The following is a 19,054-nucleotide window of genomic DNA, read 5'->3' on the forward strand; positions in this document are numbered from 1 at the left end:
TTGTAATCATTTATTTGGCATTCTTTTTAATTGCGACTTTTAAGCGTGATTCGATATTCTTGATCAATTGGATCGCGTTAGCGTAATCCTTTTTATCATAATCGAGGTTTTCGAAGCAGGTGCTGGTGTCATGAAGGACCTGGCTACGTCTGCTTTTACCCAATTTAGTTAATCCGATAATGACTTTTCGTTCGTCTTTCGGATCCCGGTTTCGGGTGACCCAGCCGTGTTTCTGCAGGCGTTTTAATAACGGCGTTAAAGTTCCGTTATTAAGGCCGACCCGTTTACTGAGTTGGTTAACAGTGATATTGTCACCGTTCCATAAGGCGATTAAGACGATGTATTGAACGTAGGTTAAATGATAACGATCGAGCGGTTTCTTGTAAAAACGATTGAAAAACTGATGTGCCTTCGCAAGTTGAAAGCATAGCATATTACTTAATTCCATGTTGACACGACCTCTGCAAAATGCTGGATTGAAGTATTGAAGTAACGACTTCTGATTTAGAATAGATCCTTAAGTTTACTAAGGAGCTTTTGCAGGCCTGATTTGTGCTCTTCTTGGGCTTGTTGTGCTTCCAGGCCAGTGATCTGACCCAGGAATCTTTTGTCGGCTTGTTGCTGTAGTGGTGATTCGGATCCTTTTTTCACGATTGAGTATCTCCTTTAATTCTTTGACGAGTGTTCAGTGCGCTTATAGTAGCGTGAAAAAATCAGGTAAGCAAAGAATAGGTAGATAATACCATAAATAATGGCGCTGCCGATAGCGTTAGGCATCGACATCTTGGTCATGGCGTGGTAAATCGGGTTGTTGATTTGACTGTAGGATCCACCAACGAACAGAGCGTTGAACGGGTTCCACTTTAACCAACGATGACTGTATAACAGGATCATGAAGATTCCGGCGATCGCCGTACCTAAGAAACGGAAGCCAAAGCCAGCTGCGATGGTCCCGGCTTCGTTTTTAATTAAGGTACTGAACAGGACCGTAATTGAAGCTAACAGGAAAACGTATAAAACATTGGCACCGACGGCGATTGCCATTACATGAAGTGTCCGTCGGTTAATGTATTTACCAGGCGTCATAAAGTGCTGAACGACCACGGATAAGATCACGTCAACTAAAATTAAATTAACGTACTGGATCGTTAACGTGATGACTTTGCTCCAGAAGATGTCCAGCTTAGAAACGTGGATTGCTAAATAACCGTCAATTTGGCGGTGTGCTTTTTTACCTGAGAATGATAATGCCGCTAAGATAATGATCATACCAGTAACGATATCGGATGCAGTCCCTAACGTTGGTAAGAAGTTAACTGGCGGTAAAATCTGAACGAAATGACTACCTAAACCGACCCCAATAATGTATAAAATTAAGATCGCGTTAAAGAAGTAAAGAAGATTGGCACGCTGACTAAAGTTCCTTTTGATTAAATCCCACATGTGGGAAACCTCCTATATAATGTTGATCGAATTATTATCAATATAGTAAAATCGGCTCCATTATATCATAATCATATATTAATTATGAGAACCGGTAAGGGATTGGGATATAATGTTACTAGATATAAAATAATTTTAATAAGAACAAGAAAGGAATTCGAATGGTACGTGACACACATTACGCAATTTTAGACGAAGCATTGTCTTCGATCACCCACGGGATCGGTGCAGCCTTAAGCATCGCCGGGCTAGTCTGTCTATTAGTCCATGGCGTTCATGAAGGTGGTGCGATGCGGGTCACCACGTTTGCGATCTACGGATCGATTTTGATTATTTTCTACATTATGTCGTCGCTATTTCATAGCCTGTATTTTACTCGGGCGGAAAAGGTCTTTCAGATTTTTGACCATTGTTCGATCTATCTATTGATCGCTGCGACTTATACACCATACTGCCTAGTTACGATCAAAGGCGGATTAGGCTGGACCATCTTTGGTGTGATCTGGTTCATGACGGTGCTTGGCATCATCTATAAGTCGATCTGGATCGGTGACTTTAGACGCTTATCTACCATTATATATGTCATCATGGGCTGGATGTGTCTGATTGGGATTAAACCACTCTGGGATGGCCTTGGTTTTCGTGGCTTTGGTCTACTCTTCTTGGGTGGTGTCACCTTTACGGTCGGTGCTGTAATTTACAGCATCAAAAGCATTCCGTTCGGTCATGTGATCTGGCATCTCTTCGTCATGCTAGGGACCGCTCTGATGTACTTTTCGATTTATTTCTATGTATGAAATTACAATTAAAAGGATGCGTATAGGTTGTGCTGGACCACACGTTAAGGCATAAATTCGTTTTAGTTATATTATCAATGTTTTTAATAATTGGGATGCTAATCCCGATCAATCAGGTTAACGCGCGTAAACGAACGATTCGTTCACATCCGCGGGTTCGGGTTAGTCGTAACGTTAGACATAATAAGAAGCGAAGTCATTATCGACCTCGTCACCGAATAATTAGACGCCATTACACTCAGCCCTACCCAACCGTTAACTATCGAATTAAACGGGTTAACGAACGGCTGAGCTGGGCTAGTCGCCCTAAATATCGAAAAGAAACCGTAAAGAGTGATTACGGTCCGCGAGCAACGTTTAAGACGGTGGATTTCATTCCGACGGACGCTGCCGGCGGTAATTTCTTGGTTCAGTCATTGAACGTTACTCCAGATGGTCATTATGCATACGTCGGTTACGGCTATGAACCGGTGTTAAAGCACCATAGTGAGTTAACTCGAATTGCTCAAGTTGACCTACGACATCACCGGATCAAAGTTGGTAAACCTTTTAAAGGTGGTCATGGCCAGGCTGTTGCGTATAATCCAAAGGGTCGCCCGTCGTTATGGTTGTTGAATGATCTTGGTGGCCCTATTCACCGGGGCTCATTAGAAAAGATCAGCCTTAAATCACTTCGTCCGCAACATCAGATTCGGTTTAATCTAAAACGGAATGATAACCTGGGTGATAGCCTGGCCTTTGATAATCATAATAATATTTATAACGAAAATATGATCTGGCCAAGTACTGCTGGCGGACATTATCGACCTGGGATGATTCTCTTACATCAGGGTCATGTTAATTGGCACCACGTTAAATTCAGTGATGTTTCACAAGGACTTCGCCGTTCACCAGGTAACGTAGTGCAGGCATTAGCTTACAGTCCACGTACGAAACGTCTCTATATTGAAGAAAACGACGTCATCGTTTCACTTCCAGTTAATAAACTGGGTCATCTATCACCCCGTGATGTCAAAGAGACCATTTTGAGACAACGTCGTGAATACGAGGGGCTATCCTTTGACCGTTCTGGTCACGCCTATATCTTAATGAACCACCCGAAAGAAATTATGAGAAGTACTAATGTTTTTTAAGGATTAATTAATTTCAAGGAGACTTTGATTTGAAATTTGTTTTAGCACCCGATTCTTTTAAAGGCTGCATGACCGCTAAACAGGCTACCGATGCAATGGCCAAGGGAATTCTGAAGGCTGATCCGCAAGCAGTGATTAAAAAGGTCCCGATGGCCGACGGTGGTGAAGGCACTACCCAGGCATTAGTGGATGCTCTTCATGGTCAATGGGTAACGGTTAACACTCGTGATCCACGAAACCGATCGATCAAGACCCGTTACGGTTTGATTAAAAACGGTCAGGTTGCCGTTATGGAGATGTCAGCGGCCAGTGGAATTCAATTTATTGACCCGAAGATATCTGATCCAGGTGATACCTCGACGTACGGGACCGGGATTTTGATAAAAGACGCCATGAAGCGGCACGTTAAGAAGATCATCCTCGGGATCGGTGGCAGTGCCACGAATGATGGTGGCGTTGGGATGGCTGCTGCACTCGGGGTTAGATTTCTGGATGCGACTGGTCATCCAATCTTACCGTGTGGTAATCAACTTAACCGCTTGGTAAGAATTGACGAAAGCCATATGATTCCTGAAGCAAAGCAGATCCCCATAATTATTGCCAGCGACGTTACGAATCCGTTAACGGGTCCTCATGGTGCCGCAGCCGTATTTGGCCCACAAAAGGGCGCTAGTTCAGCAGAGGTTAAACACTTAAATTATAATTTATCGCATTACGCTAAAGTTATCAAAAGGGACTTACATAAAGACGTGGAAAAGCAGCCCGGATCTGGTGCGGCCGGTGGTCTAGGTGCTGGACTAATGGCCTTTACGAATTGTCAGCTCGACTCTGGGATCAACGTCGTTATGAAATTAACGGACTTGCGAAGTAAACTGCGGAATACCAACGTTGTCATGACCGGTGAAGGTAGCGTTGATGCACAAACGCAGTACGGTAAGGTCCCCGTTGGCGTTGCCGATTTAGCTAAGAAAGTTAGTCCTGATTGTAAAGTAATTGCTTTAGGTGGTCACGTTGGTAATGGCATCCAGCCACTTTATAAAAAGGGGATTGATGCGGTCTTACCAATCATTCCTGGAGCCATGAGTTTAAAGCAAGCTATGGCAACTGGACCAGAAAACTTACAAAAAGTTAGTGAAAACTTGACATGGTTAATCAAGTAGCGTAAACTTACTAAAAGTAAGCAATAGGAAGAGATCAATGTTAAACATTAAAAATAATTAACATTAACAAGAACAAAGAGGAAATTCCTATGAAGACAGAATTACTTAAATTAGAAAAAATGCGCCGCAGTATCTATGCTTTAGGCAAAAATGTTAAACAGACCCCTGACGAATTATTTAATTTCGTTAAGGAAACCGTTAAATGGACGCCGTCCCCATTCAATAACCAGACGACTCGTGTCGTTATGTTATTCGGTAAGAACCACGAAAAGTTATGGGACATCGTTGGTAACACTTTAGAAGCCAAGATTGGTAAGGAACGTTACCAAAAGGGTACCGCTGGTAAGATCAACATGTTTAAGAATGCTTATGCATCGATCTTATTCTTAACTGACATGGACATCGTTAAGAAGTTTGAAAAGCAGTTCCCGACTTACGCTGCTAACTTTAAAGACTGGTCTGAACAGGCCCAGGGGAATTCCCAGTATGCCGTATGGACCGGTTTAGCTGAAAACGGTATCGGTGCTAACATCCAGCATTACAACCCGTTGATTGATGACGAAGTTCATAAGACCTTTGACTTACCAAAGAGTTGGAAGTTACGTACTCAGATGAACATCGGTTCCATCGAAGCTCCGGCTGGCAAGAAGTCATTCATGCCAGATGACAAGCGTTTCAAGATCATTAAATAACTAATTAATAAGATATAATCGTATAATATATTAGAGGTTTGTCTTCAGGGCAGGGTGTGATCCCCGACCGGTGGTGATAGTCCGCGACCCGTGCAGTGCACGGTTAATCAGGTGTGATTCCTGAACCGACAGTTAAAGTCTGGTAAGAAGAAGATAATCAACCCTAAAGGTAGACCTTGCGAGAAAAGTGAGGTCTTTTTGTTTTGCCATTAACAGTTGAACACTTAACCAAAATTATTCAAGTTGCGATTTTAGCGGCAATTTCCTACGTCCTGACGTTGTTTGCGTTTCCCGTGATTCCGATTGTACCGTACCTTAAGCTCGATCTCAGTGATCTACCGATTTTAGTAGGCACTGTTGTATTGGGAATCAGTGCCGGTGCGTCAATTGCTGGAGTGACGACACTATTACATCTATTGATGAGCGGCTTATCGTTACCAGCTATCATCGGTGACTCATTGATGTTCATTTCAGCACTGACACTGGTGTTAACGGTCGGGTTATTAATTAGCTGGTACCGACGCCAGCCCGCATGGTCACGGAAGTTACTGTTGATCATGTTGTTGACACTTAATCTAACGGTGATTATGGCCATTACTAACCTAGGTGCAATTCCGTTGTACATGAAAATTGCTGGGATGACGATTCAGTTACCGGTCACCAAGTTGATTGAATTTGGGGTTGTCCCGTTTAATTTGATTAAAGGAACCGTTGTTGGAATATTGTTCGTATTTATCGACCGATATTTACAAAGATCGAAGCGCTTTCAAAGAAATTATTAACTTTTCTGGAAGACATCTACAAAATTTGTTAAGAATGCGGTACAATAAAAATCGAAAATTAATCAGGAGATGTCTTTCAATGAGTAAAAAATCATTATTAAAAAAGTTAGCTAAAGGTGCCTCTGTTGCATTATTAGCAGGTGCTATGGTATGCAGTGCTGGTTTAACTAATGCTAATGCTAAATCAACCGCAACTAAAGGTGCCAAAACCGAAAAAGTAGTTAATAAGAAAGCTACTAAGAAGAACCTTAAAGGTGCTAAGAAGGCTGTTAAGAAGAGTGCCAAGAAATCAGCTAAAAAGGCTGGTAAAAAGGCAGCCAAAAATAGCAGTAAGAAGTTAGCTTCTAAAGCTGGCAAGAAAGCCGTTAAGAAGGCTGCCGCTAAATCATCCAAGAAAGCTCCTAAGAAGTCCGCAAAAAAGACTCTTAAGAAAGCCACTAAAAAGGGTGTTAATAAGTCAGCCAAAAAGGCTGGTAAGAAAGCTGCCAAAAAAGGCAACAAAAAATCAGCTAAGAAAGCTGGTAAAAAGGCAGCCAAGAAGAGCAACAAGAAATTAGCTAACAAAAAGACTGCTAAGAAAGGCAGCAAGAAGTCAGCCAAAAAGGCCAACAAGAAAGCCGTTAAGAAGCCAGCTAAAAAAGCTGCCAAGAAAGGTAGCAAAAAGTTAGCTAACAAGTCTAACAAGAAGTCTGCTAAGAAAGGCAGTCAGAAATTAGGCAAGAAATCAGCCAAAAAAGCTGATAAGAAAGCCACTAAAAAGAGTAGCAAGAAATTAGCTAAAAAAGGTGCTAAGAAGTCTGCTAAAAAGGCCTCTGACAACGCTGCTAAGTAAATATCATTTTAACGAATTGAAATTTTAAAGATACGAATAAAGTGCCAAGGCTATATAATGGTTTTGGCACTTTTATTTTTGTTTGTAATTTCTAGGGATTGATTTTATGCAAAATAAATCTAAGCGACTAATCAGTCTATTGGTCGTTGCTTGTTTATCTATATTTGTAGCTGTTGGCTTAAATTTCTCGATGACTAGCGTTAGCGCTGCTAATAATTATAGAAAGACTTATCGTCATAAATCACGGAAATATAATCATGCGAGAAATAGTCGTTTTATGCATTACCAATTTATCAGTCAAAAAGGCCGTGGCAATGCAAACGATGGTTGCGAAGCGGCTTCACTTTTGATGGCCTTGCATCATTTTGACTTGGCAAAGCATTATAATCTAGCTCAATTTGTCCGTACAATTCCAAGAAGTAAGGACCCGGAAAAGGGTTATACCAAGAATCCGTGGAAATTAGGCACTGGAGCTTCATTATATCCTCGAGCATTATTAAAAGTTGCTCAACGTTACGGTGCCAAAAAGAGTTACATCATTGATGATTACTACAAGCATGGTCATGGCTTATATGGTCGAAAAGCGTCTGCGAATGCGTTTCGACAGGCAATTTTAAAAGGGTATCCGGTAGTCTTTGAAGGATGTAACCATATGCAATTTGGAACTCGGACAAACCGTCGTGGGTACAACGGCTATCGGTCCGATCGAGTAATGCTAATTTATGGCTATCGTAATCATCGTTTCTACTGGACTGATCCGGATCAATGGTATAACCGTCCAGGTAATACACCAGAAAAAGCGTTTATGAATATCATTAATGCTCCAATTCGTGGACCAAGAGCGGTTGCGATTGGTAAATAATTTAAGCTAGATACAAAAAGAGCTGACTAAATTTTTAGCCAGCTCTTTTTGTTTGGGCAATAACTATGGTTACCCATTAATTCTTTCGCTACTCTTAACACATCATCGTCATTTAATAAGTCATAAGATATGATATACTTTTTGTCTCAATTTCTAAATCCTAAAGTGATGTTTTGTATTCTTTAAGTGATCCTTGGTATTTTTCAGGAATTTACTAATATCAATTCGATGACTTGGTAAGTATTTGAAGATTCGGTTATTGTGCTGCGGATACAGCGTTAATACTAAATCACCATTAATGATTTGTCCCAAATAAACATCCTTTAATTGATGATGCTTTAGTTCTAGTAATTTCAATAACCATTTCCGGTCCTTATGAATATGTGTTAAGACGTCATCGTTAATCGTTCCATCGGTAATGATTGGGAAGTTAACGCTAGTGGGGTCATTATATCTGCTAATGCTTAATTGACCATTCTGTTCCAACGTAACTCGCTTAACCTTTTGAAAGTCGTTGACACCGGCACTCCGGAGCTTAAAAACTAGATCATTAGCCGACATGCCACTAGCTAACGCTGCGTTGACGTTGATCAAGCCGTGGTTAATCAGAACGTGAGGACGACCAATGAAGATCGTCTTAAAGAAATCACTCTGCGTGATCAGAATCTTACTACCGAAGATGATGATTGACCAAATCAAAATAATGATGATGAACTGCAGGATCGTAATGGCCTGGTTATAGATCACACCACCGACGATACCACCTAAGACGTAGTTTTGGAGCTGATCAATTGCGTTAGACGGTGCCAGATTACTCTTCCCGGCAAGGTTGATCTGGACAACTAGCATTACGAAACCGATTAGTAGTTTCACAGCGATGTTCAGATACTTACCATTATTAAGGTTGAAGTTAAGGCCACCGTGATGAACATAATTCATCTGGTGATTGATAGGGTGCGTTGGTGACAACGTATAGGTACTGTTATCATTGTTATTCAAATTGACCTGGTAGAAATGCTTACCAGCCTTGATCGTCATGCCGTTATTCAGAGTGGTCGAACTGGTGTAGATGTTCGATAGCGGAATGTGGTCCTTACTACTGATGTTTCGCATGATCTGTGCCGTCTGACCGATCTGACTCTGTGACGACTGCTGGTTTTGGATTCGGCCCACTTCAAGGCAGATGATTAGGATCGCAAAGAGGACCATTGTTATCAGGACGTTTCGGTAACGGAGGTTGGTTCGGTTCCGAGCGTATTTAAAACCTGATACTAAAATGGTGATTCCGATCATAATTCCGATAAAGATGAAAAAGTCATCTAAGATCCCTGAATTATGGGTTAAATAGCCGTACGAATATAAATTCATAAAAATTTTTCCTTCTTATGCATTAATTTTATGCTAAATCCGCGATTTCCACAAGCTATTGTACGGGGGCTTAGTCGACTTATGTTAAGGCTATGCTTCAAAACGCGGTATTCTTTAACATTCCTGCAATGTCCCTGTATCAGTCTGGTAGCATTTAATCTTTAATATATAAAATGTCGATTGATGAGGAGAACTCATCAGGATACATGTTAATCATGAATTTAAATCTTAAAAACAAATTTATTAAATTAAAGGAGTTATTTGTTATGAATGTTAGTAAAAGTGTCGCGCGCAAAACAATGATGATCATCTTAATGGTGGTCGCTTTACTTGCGGTTTCCTTATCAGCAAACGCTAGTCACGTTAACGCCGCTTCTAACAATTCCAAAGTATCGGTTAACTATAATCGGAATAATAAACAGGATCGTGCCGCTAAGTACAATGATAATGGTGCTCAGGTTACTAATCATCAGTTCAAAAAGGTTAACAAGAACCAGAACCAAAATGTTCAGCAGCCTCAATCCAAACAGTTCAACCGCATCTTCAAGATCGCTAAATCTAAATTAGGTGATCGTTACGTATGGGGCGGTAATGGTCCTCACGTATTCGACTGCTCAGGTTTTACTAAATACGTTTATCAGCATGCTTTACACAAGACTTTACCTCGTTTAGCTGGTGACCAGTACTATAATTACAAGCATGTATCTTACCGTCATGGTAAGGCCGGTGACTTAGTATTCTTTGGTTCCAGTCGTCGTAACATTACCCACGTTGGTATGTACATTGGTCACGGTAAGATGATCGATGCCCAGTTACGTGGTGTCGTAATTGAAAACGTTAAGGCCCCATGGTGGCATTTAGTTGGTATGTCTCGTCCAGCTAACTTACGTTAAACTTACTCCTAGTAAAATTAATTTAATAAGTAAAAAAGGTCGTTTCGATAAATGTCGGAACGGTCTTTTTGCGTATAAAAAATAACCTACTGCAATTTCTTACCATGCAACAGGTTATTTGTAATGATATGCTTGATTATTTAATTGAATTAATGCGTCAATTCGCAGCCTCATTATTATTAGCGTTTGAATTATCATTAACCTTCTGAAGATGAGCTTTCTTGACGTGATGGCGACTCATCCAGTAACCGCAGGCAGCCCATGCTAGAACGAAGTATGGGAAGAAGTTTAACGGAAATGCGGGAACTGGATAGAAGTTTGATAATAATGGAAATGCTAAGACAACGAAGCCGACAACTGGTGCCAGGTCATGCTTTAAGAATGAATGCTTGAATTCAGCGTGCTTCTTAAAGAATACGAATGAGCCAACACAGCCGATCATGTAAATAGCGATCATGCAAACGGCACCTAAAGTAATGTAGTAAAGATATGTATTGGCATTACCTTTAGTAAAGTCGGCCAACATGTATAATAGAACGTCTAAACCACAAACCATGTGGACAGCATGACTAGGTGCGTTATGAGAATAGTTAAATTTACCTAAGGTCTTTGGTAAGTAACCCTGTTGACCCATGGCGTAGTACATGTATGAAGCACCATTAGTAACACAAACGGCGGCACCAAAAGTACTTAAGAAAATAGCGAAGTCAACTAAAACGGCCATTGCGGGGCTGATGAATCGAGCTGCCAAAACGTTTAATGGTGCTGATGATTTAGCTAATTCAGCAACGTCGTTAGTACCAAAGCCGATGACAACGGCATAACTAACAAAAACGAAAATTACCATACCACCAAGGATGGTAAGTAACAGAGCTAATGGAATTGCACGCTTCGGGTTCTTGGTACGGGTAGCAACTGTACAGGCAACTTCAAAACCAACGAAGCAAAGAACGGTGTAAACAACACCTTGGGTGATGCCAGAAGCACCAACGGTTGGTACGAATGGCTTTAAGTTAACGCCACCATTGCCACCGCCTTTAGCTAAGACGGTAACACTAAGAACGATTAAAATCGTCAAGGCGATTGATTCAGTAACTAACGAGAAGTTACTGGTTAATTTTATTCCATGACTAAGAATGAACCACATTAAGAGAACTAATAAGAAACCGATTAGCATTGGTGAAACGCTGACGCCTAAATTCTTAAGAATTAATGAAGCATAGGTCCCGGATAGGGCACACATGGCAACACCCATAACGGTGTAACCTAATTGCATGACCCAGCCGGAAACGAAGCCCCAGTTTTCACCAAGTGATGCTCTGTTATATGCATAAACAGAACCAGCAGCTGAAATGTGCTTCGACATCTCACAGAAACCAACGGCAACCAGTAGCATTGCGACCGCAGCAATCAAGAAAGCGATCGGTAAGTTAACCCCAGCAAACTTAGCACCCGGTCCAGTGTTTCCGGCCATTGAACCAGTTGGGGCCATCGTCGCTAACGAAAGGGCGAAGGCTTCGACAACATTAATCTTACGACTATGTGACATTGTACTCACTCCTCAATAAACATAGACAACAAAAAATCCTCACAGCGATTGCGCTGTGAGGACTCGTTTTTAGTCACAATTTATTAACGGCAGATCCACGCAGCGCGTATTTATCCGGCTGCATGGATAAAAATCTCTATCCAGCAGCCATTTCAGTTAAAGCCAAAATCGCAATAATAATAATGGCAATAATTGAAATGGCAATAATAGATGCCATCTGCATATTTAATTGTTCGACAGATGTGAACATAAACATGGATAAAGACTCCTATAAGTATTATTCATGAAACATTATATAATACTGACCTGATATGTCAATATTTGACGCTTCAAATCTTAAAGTCGTCGCCATACTAGGAATGATGGTAGAATTTACTTGTTCTCTGAATTCGAGATCTTGCAAGAGGGATGGATAATAAATGATCAGTCGAATTACCAAACGTCATCTGGAGAATTGTTTGCCATACATAGTTCTGATCTTAATGGTCATCTCAATTTTGTTTTTTCAAATGACACATCATTTCTTCATCAACGGAATCGATTCGTTTTTCCACATGTCGGTTACGTATGATACATATCGTCAACTGAAAGCCGGTAACTTCAGTTATTTTCTGTCAGCTTTCGGTTTCTACCATAGTTTGCGAATCGTTAACGCTGTGTATGGTCCACTTGGGGGCTACTTCAGTGGCTTACTACTATTAATAACTGGTAGCTGGTTTCGCTGGGAAATTGCGATGTTCTTCATCATCTTTATGATTTCTGGTGTCTCAATGTACCAACTATGCCGTTACTGGCACGTCACCCGAATCTATAGTACCTTAATCGGTTGTTTATACATATTCACGTTCCCGATAATGGCGTTCTGGATGAATTCTCAGTACGACGGGGTCGGCGCCGCCTTTATGCCGTGGATCCTGTACTTTGGTTCCAAGATTTTAAATCATAATGACTTTAAGAATTGGAAGTTAGTTTTATTACTGGTCATTCTAGCTGAAATTCACGTCTTCTCATTACTACTGGGACTATTGGTACTGGGCCTTTGCTATATTGTAAGTTTGATAATCAATGACCACCGAAGCGCATTGACATGGAAAGCCATTAAAGTGCTTTTCATGACTACGATTCTTTCGTTCAACGTCTGGGGTGGGATCATCGAAGTCATTGGGTCCAACCACAGTAAGATCATTCCGACGTACTCCGTTCCGAATTTCTTCCAGAACATGTGGAGTACCGTTTTCTATAATCATCAATTCTCAATTCATCAGAACCTGTTTTTATTGGGATTATCCGCAACCGTGCTCCTACTGATTACTTTGTTTCTCTACCTATTAGATATGCGGTATTTAAATGTGCAGCTAAACTTTATCATGATCATTTTAGGGATCGGCTTTCTGGTCTTATCGTCACGTTTGATTCCGTGGCCCTTAATTCAGCAGCATCTCCCAATTCTAGATACTGATCTTCAATTCCCAAAGCGCTTCTTGCCAGTTGCTTTATCAGCATTTTGCCTGATGTTGGGTGTCCTGTTGACTAAGTTGCAGCACCATGCGCATAACCAATATTTTCTGACCTTTATCCTGTTCGTTATCTTAGGGATGTTCGTCATTCATGCTTGGCAAAATACTCAGTATGAAGCTCAGTTTTTGTATCGTCAACAGACCGTCGCCAGTTATTTTGGGAGTGCTTTTCACACCGCAACCGCTGACGGTTGGCTGACTAAGGGTAAGAAACCACAACCGAAGAAATTGAAACAGAGTTTACGGGGTGGTAATCCAGGTCGTTATTTCCAGTTAGTCACTAAGACGACGCCTGATTATATGCCAACCACGCAGAGAATTAAAACTGATGCACAATATCATAAGATTAATGCGTACAATCGTTACTATAAGCAGGTGATCTTAAATAAATTATCGTATCATCATCATCTAGCCCACCACGTCATGACCATTTCGTTTAATCGAAAGTCGTCACGCCGGATTATCGTGCCGTTCGTTAAGTATGCGCATACCCAAGTCATGATGAACGGTAAACTGTTAAGTCATTATCGCTTGACCCAAGTTGGTGCAATCAATGTTAAACCGCGAACTGGTCATAACGTTATGAAGTTTAAGTATATACCGTCGACTTCATATCGAGTTATGACGTGGATCAGCATCGTCGTCTGGTTGATGTTCCTTGTAAACATTGGCCTTGAGATCGTCAAAAAACATCTCTGGTAAATCCCTTTAGATACAAAAATGACGTTAATCCATTTGGATTAACGTCATTTTATTTTGATTAGATTAATTGAAAGGTTGACTTAATTATTTACGGTTCTTGCGATCATGACGACGAACAGCTTTCTTAACGGACTTCTTAGCGTTACGTTTATTGTTACGCTTAGTTACCTTTTTGTGATTATTCTTATTGCTGTGCTTAGTCGTCTTCTTAGTGGATTTACGATTCTGTTTTGCAGAAACTTTCTTAGCGTTTTTGCGGGCGTGCTTCTTAGTAGCTTTCTTGTTAGCTTTTTTAGCGACTCTTTTGGGTACCTTGCTGGACTGGCTAACGTGGTTGTTGCTGACCATTAATTCGGATGGATAATGAACTAATAGGTAGCCTTTACCATCGTGGAATGCTAAGTCTTCGAATTCGTAGTGATCACTTAACTCATCAGCACGAACGTCACTTGGCTTTAAGTGAGAGTAGTGGTTAGCTGGTACTGACATGATTTCACCATCGGTGATGAAGTAAATGCGGTTATTAGATGGATTGTAGCTCATGTTCTGCATGATAGCACCAGGTGCATAACGTAATCCCTGGACCATCTTGAAATTGACAGAATGCGGAGTAATCTTACCTTTGAATAACTTTAGACTACCAACTGGAGCGGCACCACCAAAGGTTCGGATGCACATGTAGGCATTACCATTCTTATCGAATGCTAAAGTATCACCCATGGGATAAGGACTCATGTGAAATTTAACGGTATTGATTGGTTTTAGACTAGACTTACTAATTTCGAAAAGTTTAGTACTTGAGGCTGAACCATCTGGATTATACAGTAACCATAACTGACCGTTCTTCGGGTTCAATGCCATGGCCTGACCATGACCACCATTAAAGACAGGACCATATTTAACGTTATTTAGCATTCCGTCACTAACGTTATTAATACTTGGGTATCTAGCGATCTGAACTTTAGTCGGTCCGACTCGGTAAGATACATAAGTAGTACCATCTTTATCAATGGCAACGCTTTGTGGATTATAATTACCGTTTTGGTCATCTAATTGAGCATAAGCGCTGTAATTAACTTTGTAATTACCACCAGTGGCTTTAAAAGTTCGGTCTGGATTAGTGTTCTGATTATAATTATCAGAGTAGTTATCTGGTTCAACGTAGTGAGCATTCTTAACAAAATTAAAATGTGAGGATTTAATATAAGAAGTCAAAGCATTACCACGCTGGTTAATCGTTGCGGCTTTCGGGGATACCATCGATAATGACAAGCCTGCTAAAACACCGGCGCCAATTAATAGAACCCGTTTTAAATTTTTGGACATGGAATTGATACACCTTTCTCAAATGGGATTTATATTAGTAATTGAATTAAACAATTCTTAGTATAGTCAAAATTCTTGACATTACAATTTGACTTGGTGATCCTGGACAAACCTAAGGATACGTTCCTATAATTAGGTGGAATTAATTTGTGATTGAGAACGAAGGCAATTAGAAATTGAACATTAAATTTAAAACTGGGGCCAAGAAAATCATTCCATATTTACTGATCGTAATTGCTGCACTATGTATGTTATCACCGCAAATCTACACTCATTCTTTTATTAGCGGGATGGATTACTACTTTCATATGTCACGAACTTACGAAACAGCGATGCAGATTAAGACAGGACACTTCAGCTACTTTTTGTCATTATTTAGCTGGCATCATAACGCCAGAATTGTGAACGCCTTATACGGTCCCGTGGGTGGTTACATTAGTGGATTAATTTTATTATTAACTAAAAGTTGGTATAACTGGGAAATCTGTATCTTTATGCTTGCACTAACGTTAGCCGGTGGCACGATGTATCACCTATGCCGTTACTGGCACGTTAAGCAATCCATCAGTTTCCTGATTGGCGTCATTTACATGTTATCCAATCCTCTATATAATTTTATCTTCTTGCAGGAATTTTCGGGATTTGCCGCCTCGTTAGTTCCATTAATTGTCCTGATGATGTCGGAAATGCTGCATGAAAAGGATATTAGTCCCGTTAAATTTGCGTTAGTGATCGTAATAGTTGTTGAAGTTCATTTAATGACGTTTGTCTTATCGATGACGTTCGTAATCCCGTGTGTCTTGATTGGCGTTATTGTGTCCAATCATAAGATTCGTCTGATCAGGCACGTTCTGGAAGCCGGACTATTAACCATTCTATTATCCTTTAACGAATGGGCCAGTATCATTGAAGTTTTTGGGTCTAATCTGCATCACATCGTGCCGACATTTCCAGGTCAGCATTTAGGAGATCGACCCAGTAATTCAATTATGAATGTCTATCCATGGTTGAAGTTTTCACAGACACCGAGTTTGCTCGGCTTTTGTGGCGCATTATTACTCGTGGTTGCCTTAATTCTATGGCTTCTCAAGGTTCGTCACCTAAATTATGTCATTAATATTTATATGTTATTTGGACTATTCTTTATTTGGTTATCTTCGGGATGGTTCCCGTGGGCTTTCGTTAGCCATTACGCAGGTGCCATATGCTCCCTAATCCAATTTCCAAGACGCTTTTTACCGATTGGTTTAATTCTGATCTATTTAACTCTAGGTATTATTTTATCTAAATCAATTCCGAGACACGGAGCCGGCTTGAGTTTTAAATGGCTTGCTTCAATGATTATGTTGTTGTTCTTCATTGGCGGAATTGGGTTAATGAACAACACAACTTATCAAACTGAGATCCAGGCCTATCACAGTAGTAAAGTGATTCACTGGACCAATATGCATCGAACGGCCAAGCGTAACCCAAAGCGGTTACAAGAAGCTTACTAATTGATAATCCAGGCCTGTTCCTGAATATGGTAAGTAACGCCGTTCCTGATTACTTACCGACTAGTATAAATTATCAACATATCCGTCAATATAACGCAGATATTAAACCGTACTATCGGTATAATTTATTTTACTTACAGAAGATGCAGAAAGTCCATTTCCATTGGCACATCATTGGTCACGGCAAAGAGATCATCACTTTGAATTCATCACGTGACCAAATGAAGACCGTACCATTTGCTAAATACGCTCATACTAGAGTAGTTCTCAATCATCATGTGGTTAATCCACGGATTAATCAAGTTGGCGCAATGCTGTTACCATTAAAGGCCGGACAAAATCGCTTCTCATTGCAGTATCAACCCAGTCAGTGGTTCCGAATTGGGATGTTAATCAGTATTGGATTCTGGATATTACTATTACTTTACGGTCTTTGTCGTATGATGCATCTTTTCTACATAAAATGCGGTCCATCAATTCCGTGGTAAAAAACTTGATGTGATCCCGCCTTAATGAATTGATGACAGTTGTGCCAATAAAATATCTTAATTATCTTCGATGTTGTAGTAAAATAAAAATATATTCCACTACAATAGGGTGAATTCATGTCAAATCATCATAATAAACACTTACTAATCCAGCTTATTAAATTACCGGTCTTCTGGATCTGCACCTTGGCGCTGGTAATCCTAGGGACATTACTAACCAAGCAGGAATTCTGGAGTGGCTATGACACCTACTTCCACATGAACAGTATCTATGAGGATGCAATGCAGATTAAGACCGGTCACTTTAGCTACTTCATCTCGTTATTCGGCTTTGAAAAGAGTGGCCGGATCGTTAATAGTCTGTACGGACCAATCTTTAATTATCTATTGGGAGCATTGCTTCTACTGTGCGGGAGCTGGATCCGCTTTGAATTTGTGACTTACTTCATCACGTTGGTGACCTGTGGGTTCGGGATGTACAGTTGCGCCCGTGAATTAAAGATGGCTAAAGTAACATCGATCATCGTTGCCTTATTCTACATGGTCTCGGGGCCGGTCATGACGCTCTGGATCCGTAATTTTGAGTTTACGGGCTTTGGTGCCACCGTCTTATTACCATTCGTATTATTGGTAGGGATCCGAATGCTTAAAGCTCGTCAAATTAAAGTGATCCCGTTAGCCGTTATGATGGCGATCTGTCTGCAAATCCACCTAATGACCAGCATGATCGCAGCACTAGCGTTAATCCCGTTCTTCATCTGTAGCCTGGTGCTAGCTGATAATCGAATTAAGTTGATCATGCACGCAATCGCAGCAGCAATCTTAGCAATCTGCCTAAGTGGCAACATCTTCGGTGCAATTTATGATGTTTACTCCACAAATCACGTAATTCCGACGTTTCCGAACTTTAATCTCCAGTTGCCAGTTGCTAATAAGATCGTCTTTTTTCAGGGTCATAGTTTAACAGGCCTGGGGACGTTCTATACTTGGCTACTAGTCATTGTAATTATCGCAATGTTTCTTCGGTATCGATCCATAACTACAGTTGATTGGTGCCTACTCCTTGATGACGTTCTTTTTCTATGGCTATCATCTATATATTTCCCTTGGCAAGCCATGCTGAAGATCTGCCCTGAATTAGCGTTGATCATTCAGTTCCCGGTTCGGTTCATCGCGATCGTCTTTATCATCACGTTACTATTAATGGGAAGAATCGGATTAACAATCGCAAGTAAACCGCGTCGAATCGTTAACGTGCTCCTAGCGATTGGACTATTAATCATGTTACATCCAGCCCTTCAAATCACTCATCAAGAGTCGATGAATTGGCAATCGGCTAATGCCATTCAATACTGGGTTCACCCGTCACCCAACGGTGGCTTTTCCAAAGATTTTCATCAAGGTGCCAAGATCAGACAAGCCTTCCGAAGTCCTGATTTAGGCCAAGCCGTTAACGTTGTCCATAAGATCACGACTGATTACATGCCAACACCCAATAAAGTTAATTTGAAGACTTACTATCATAATCCATTTAACCAGGACTACATCAAGATCTTTAAAAATCAATCGAAATTCCGCAAAACAACCCAGAAGCATAGCTTGCTGATGAGTTGGCAAAGTCCAAAGGCACAACGGATGCAAGTGCCATTAGTTAAATACGGTCATACACAAGTCCAATTAAATCATCAGGAAATTAATCCCAAGCGAACGTTGATTGGAACGATGATGGTTAAAGCTAGACCCGGTATGAATCGAATGCAAATTGGGTATCAACCGGGATTGCTATTCAAATCCCTAAGTTTAATAACGATATTAAGCTGGCTATTACTAATAATTCTTGGTATACATAAGAAAATAAGATATTTTATTAGGCCGTAGGCCTGAGATGCAAAAAGCCACTCACATTTGTGAGTGACTTTTCGTTTGGTTAACACTTTTTCTTCATGAGTCAGTTTCACGTAGACAAAAAGCACAAGCAGGATTCAGAACTTGTGCTTCCTTATCAAATCATGAT

At 40.6% G+C, this 19,054-nt stretch carries 17 protein-coding genes and 1 riboswitch; of the genes, 12 read left to right on the plus strand and 5 right to left on the minus strand.

The window, feature by feature from the left end:
- Nucleotides 1-10 precede the first annotated feature (10 nt).
- Together ELX58_RS00290 and ELX58_RS00295 are read right to left on the minus strand one after the other, a co-directional pair.
- Nucleotides 11-448, minus strand: coding sequence for a MarR family winged helix-turn-helix transcriptional regulator (locus ELX58_RS00290; RefSeq protein ID WP_133441198.1), 438 nt, complete (start codon nucleotides 446-448; stop codon nucleotides 11-13).
- Between the two features lie 218 nt (nucleotides 449-666).
- Complete coding sequence (locus ELX58_RS00295) at nucleotides 667-1,443, minus strand: hypothetical protein (RefSeq protein WP_133441199.1); 777 nt, start codon at nucleotides 1,441-1,443, stop codon at nucleotides 667-669.
- Nucleotides 1,444-1,604: 161 nt separating this feature from the next.
- Between ELX58_RS00295 and trhA the strand changes: the two genes are divergently transcribed.
- The 7 genes from trhA (at nucleotide 1,605) to ELX58_RS00330 (ending at nucleotide 7,701) form a co-directional block, all read left to right on the plus strand.
- On the plus strand, nucleotides 1,605-2,240 hold the full coding sequence (gene trhA, locus ELX58_RS00300; RefSeq protein ID WP_133441200.1) for a PAQR family membrane homeostasis protein TrhA: 636 nt from the start codon (nucleotides 1,605-1,607) through the stop codon (nucleotides 2,238-2,240).
- Between the two features lie 77 nt (nucleotides 2,241-2,317).
- On the plus strand, nucleotides 2,318-3,373 hold the full coding sequence (locus ELX58_RS00305) for a hypothetical protein (protein WP_162614573.1): 1,056 nt from the start codon (nucleotides 2,318-2,320) through the stop codon (nucleotides 3,371-3,373).
- 29 nt (nucleotides 3,374-3,402) lie between these two features.
- Nucleotides 3,403-4,533 (plus strand): glycerate kinase family protein, encoded by a 1,131-nt coding sequence (locus ELX58_RS00310; RefSeq protein WP_133441202.1) that lies wholly within the window; start codon nucleotides 3,403-3,405, stop codon nucleotides 4,531-4,533.
- 89 nt (nucleotides 4,534-4,622) lie between these two features.
- On the plus strand, nucleotides 4,623-5,225 hold the full coding sequence (locus ELX58_RS00315) for a nitroreductase family protein (RefSeq protein ID WP_133441203.1): 603 nt from the start codon (nucleotides 4,623-4,625) through the stop codon (nucleotides 5,223-5,225).
- 36 nt (nucleotides 5,226-5,261) lie between these two features.
- A riboswitch (FMN riboswitch) is annotated at nucleotides 5,262-5,384 on the plus strand.
- Nucleotides 5,385-5,428: 44 nt separating this feature from the next.
- Entirely contained in the window at nucleotides 5,429-6,007 is a 579-nt protein-coding gene (locus ELX58_RS00320) for an ECF transporter S component (protein ID WP_133441204.1), read from the plus strand.
- 79 nt (nucleotides 6,008-6,086) lie between these two features.
- Entirely contained in the window at nucleotides 6,087-6,839 is a 753-nt protein-coding gene (locus ELX58_RS07790; protein WP_162614574.1) for a hypothetical protein, read from the plus strand.
- Nucleotides 6,840-6,945: 106 nt separating this feature from the next.
- Nucleotides 6,946-7,701, plus strand: a complete 756-nt coding sequence (locus ELX58_RS00330) for a C39 family peptidase (protein WP_133441205.1) — start codon at nucleotides 6,946-6,948, stop codon at nucleotides 7,699-7,701.
- A gap of 153 nt (nucleotides 7,702-7,854) precedes the next feature.
- Here the strand turns inward: ELX58_RS00330 and ELX58_RS00335 are convergent, their stop codons facing one another.
- Nucleotides 7,855-9,069: a DUF3290 family protein gene (locus ELX58_RS00335; RefSeq protein ID WP_133441206.1), complete on the minus strand. Its 1,215-nt coding sequence runs from the start codon at nucleotides 9,067-9,069 to the stop codon at nucleotides 7,855-7,857.
- A gap of 266 nt (nucleotides 9,070-9,335) precedes the next feature.
- Between ELX58_RS00335 and ELX58_RS00340 the strand changes: the two genes are divergently transcribed.
- On the plus strand, nucleotides 9,336-9,962 hold the full coding sequence (locus ELX58_RS00340; protein ID WP_236747681.1) for a C40 family peptidase: 627 nt from the start codon (nucleotides 9,336-9,338) through the stop codon (nucleotides 9,960-9,962).
- 157 nt (nucleotides 9,963-10,119) lie between these two features.
- Here the strand turns inward: ELX58_RS00340 and ELX58_RS00345 are convergent, their stop codons facing one another.
- Complete coding sequence (locus ELX58_RS00345; protein WP_133441207.1) at nucleotides 10,120-11,511, minus strand: APC family permease; 1,392 nt, start codon at nucleotides 11,509-11,511, stop codon at nucleotides 10,120-10,122.
- A 419-nt stretch (nucleotides 11,512-11,930) separates the two neighbouring features.
- On the opposite strand from ELX58_RS00345, the gene ELX58_RS00350 reads away from it, so the two are divergent.
- Entirely contained in the window at nucleotides 11,931-13,730 is a 1,800-nt protein-coding gene (locus ELX58_RS00350) for a hypothetical protein (RefSeq protein ID WP_133441208.1), read from the plus strand.
- An 84-nt stretch (nucleotides 13,731-13,814) separates the two neighbouring features.
- Here the strand turns inward: ELX58_RS00350 and ELX58_RS00355 are convergent, their stop codons facing one another.
- Nucleotides 13,815-15,056 carry a hypothetical protein gene (locus ELX58_RS00355; RefSeq protein WP_133441209.1) on the minus strand — a complete coding sequence of 414 codons (1,242 nt, stop codon included), beginning with the start codon at nucleotides 15,054-15,056 and terminating at the stop codon, nucleotides 13,815-13,817.
- A gap of 176 nt (nucleotides 15,057-15,232) precedes the next feature.
- Here ELX58_RS00355 and ELX58_RS00360 point away from each other — a divergent pair, with 176 nt between their 5' ends.
- The 3 genes from ELX58_RS00360 to ELX58_RS00370 all read left to right on the plus strand — a co-directional run bounded on the left by ELX58_RS00360 (nucleotide 15,233) and on the right by ELX58_RS00370 (nucleotide 18,918).
- Nucleotides 15,233-16,552, plus strand: a complete 1,320-nt coding sequence (locus tag ELX58_RS00360; RefSeq protein WP_133441210.1) for a hypothetical protein — start codon at nucleotides 15,233-15,235, stop codon at nucleotides 16,550-16,552.
- 26 nt (nucleotides 16,553-16,578) lie between these two features.
- Nucleotides 16,579-17,040 carry a hypothetical protein gene (locus ELX58_RS00365; RefSeq protein WP_133441211.1) on the plus strand — a complete coding sequence of 154 codons (462 nt, stop codon included), beginning with the start codon at nucleotides 16,579-16,581 and terminating at the stop codon, nucleotides 17,038-17,040.
- A 117-nt stretch (nucleotides 17,041-17,157) separates the two neighbouring features.
- On the plus strand, nucleotides 17,158-18,918 hold the full coding sequence (locus tag ELX58_RS00370; protein ID WP_133441212.1) for a hypothetical protein: 1,761 nt from the start codon (nucleotides 17,158-17,160) through the stop codon (nucleotides 18,916-18,918).
- The last annotated feature ends 136 nt before the right edge of the window (nucleotides 18,919-19,054 follow it).

The organism is Acetilactobacillus jinshanensis (assembly GCF_004359375.1).
GTDB lineage: Bacteria > Bacillota > Bacilli > Lactobacillales > Lactobacillaceae > Acetilactobacillus > Acetilactobacillus jinshanensis.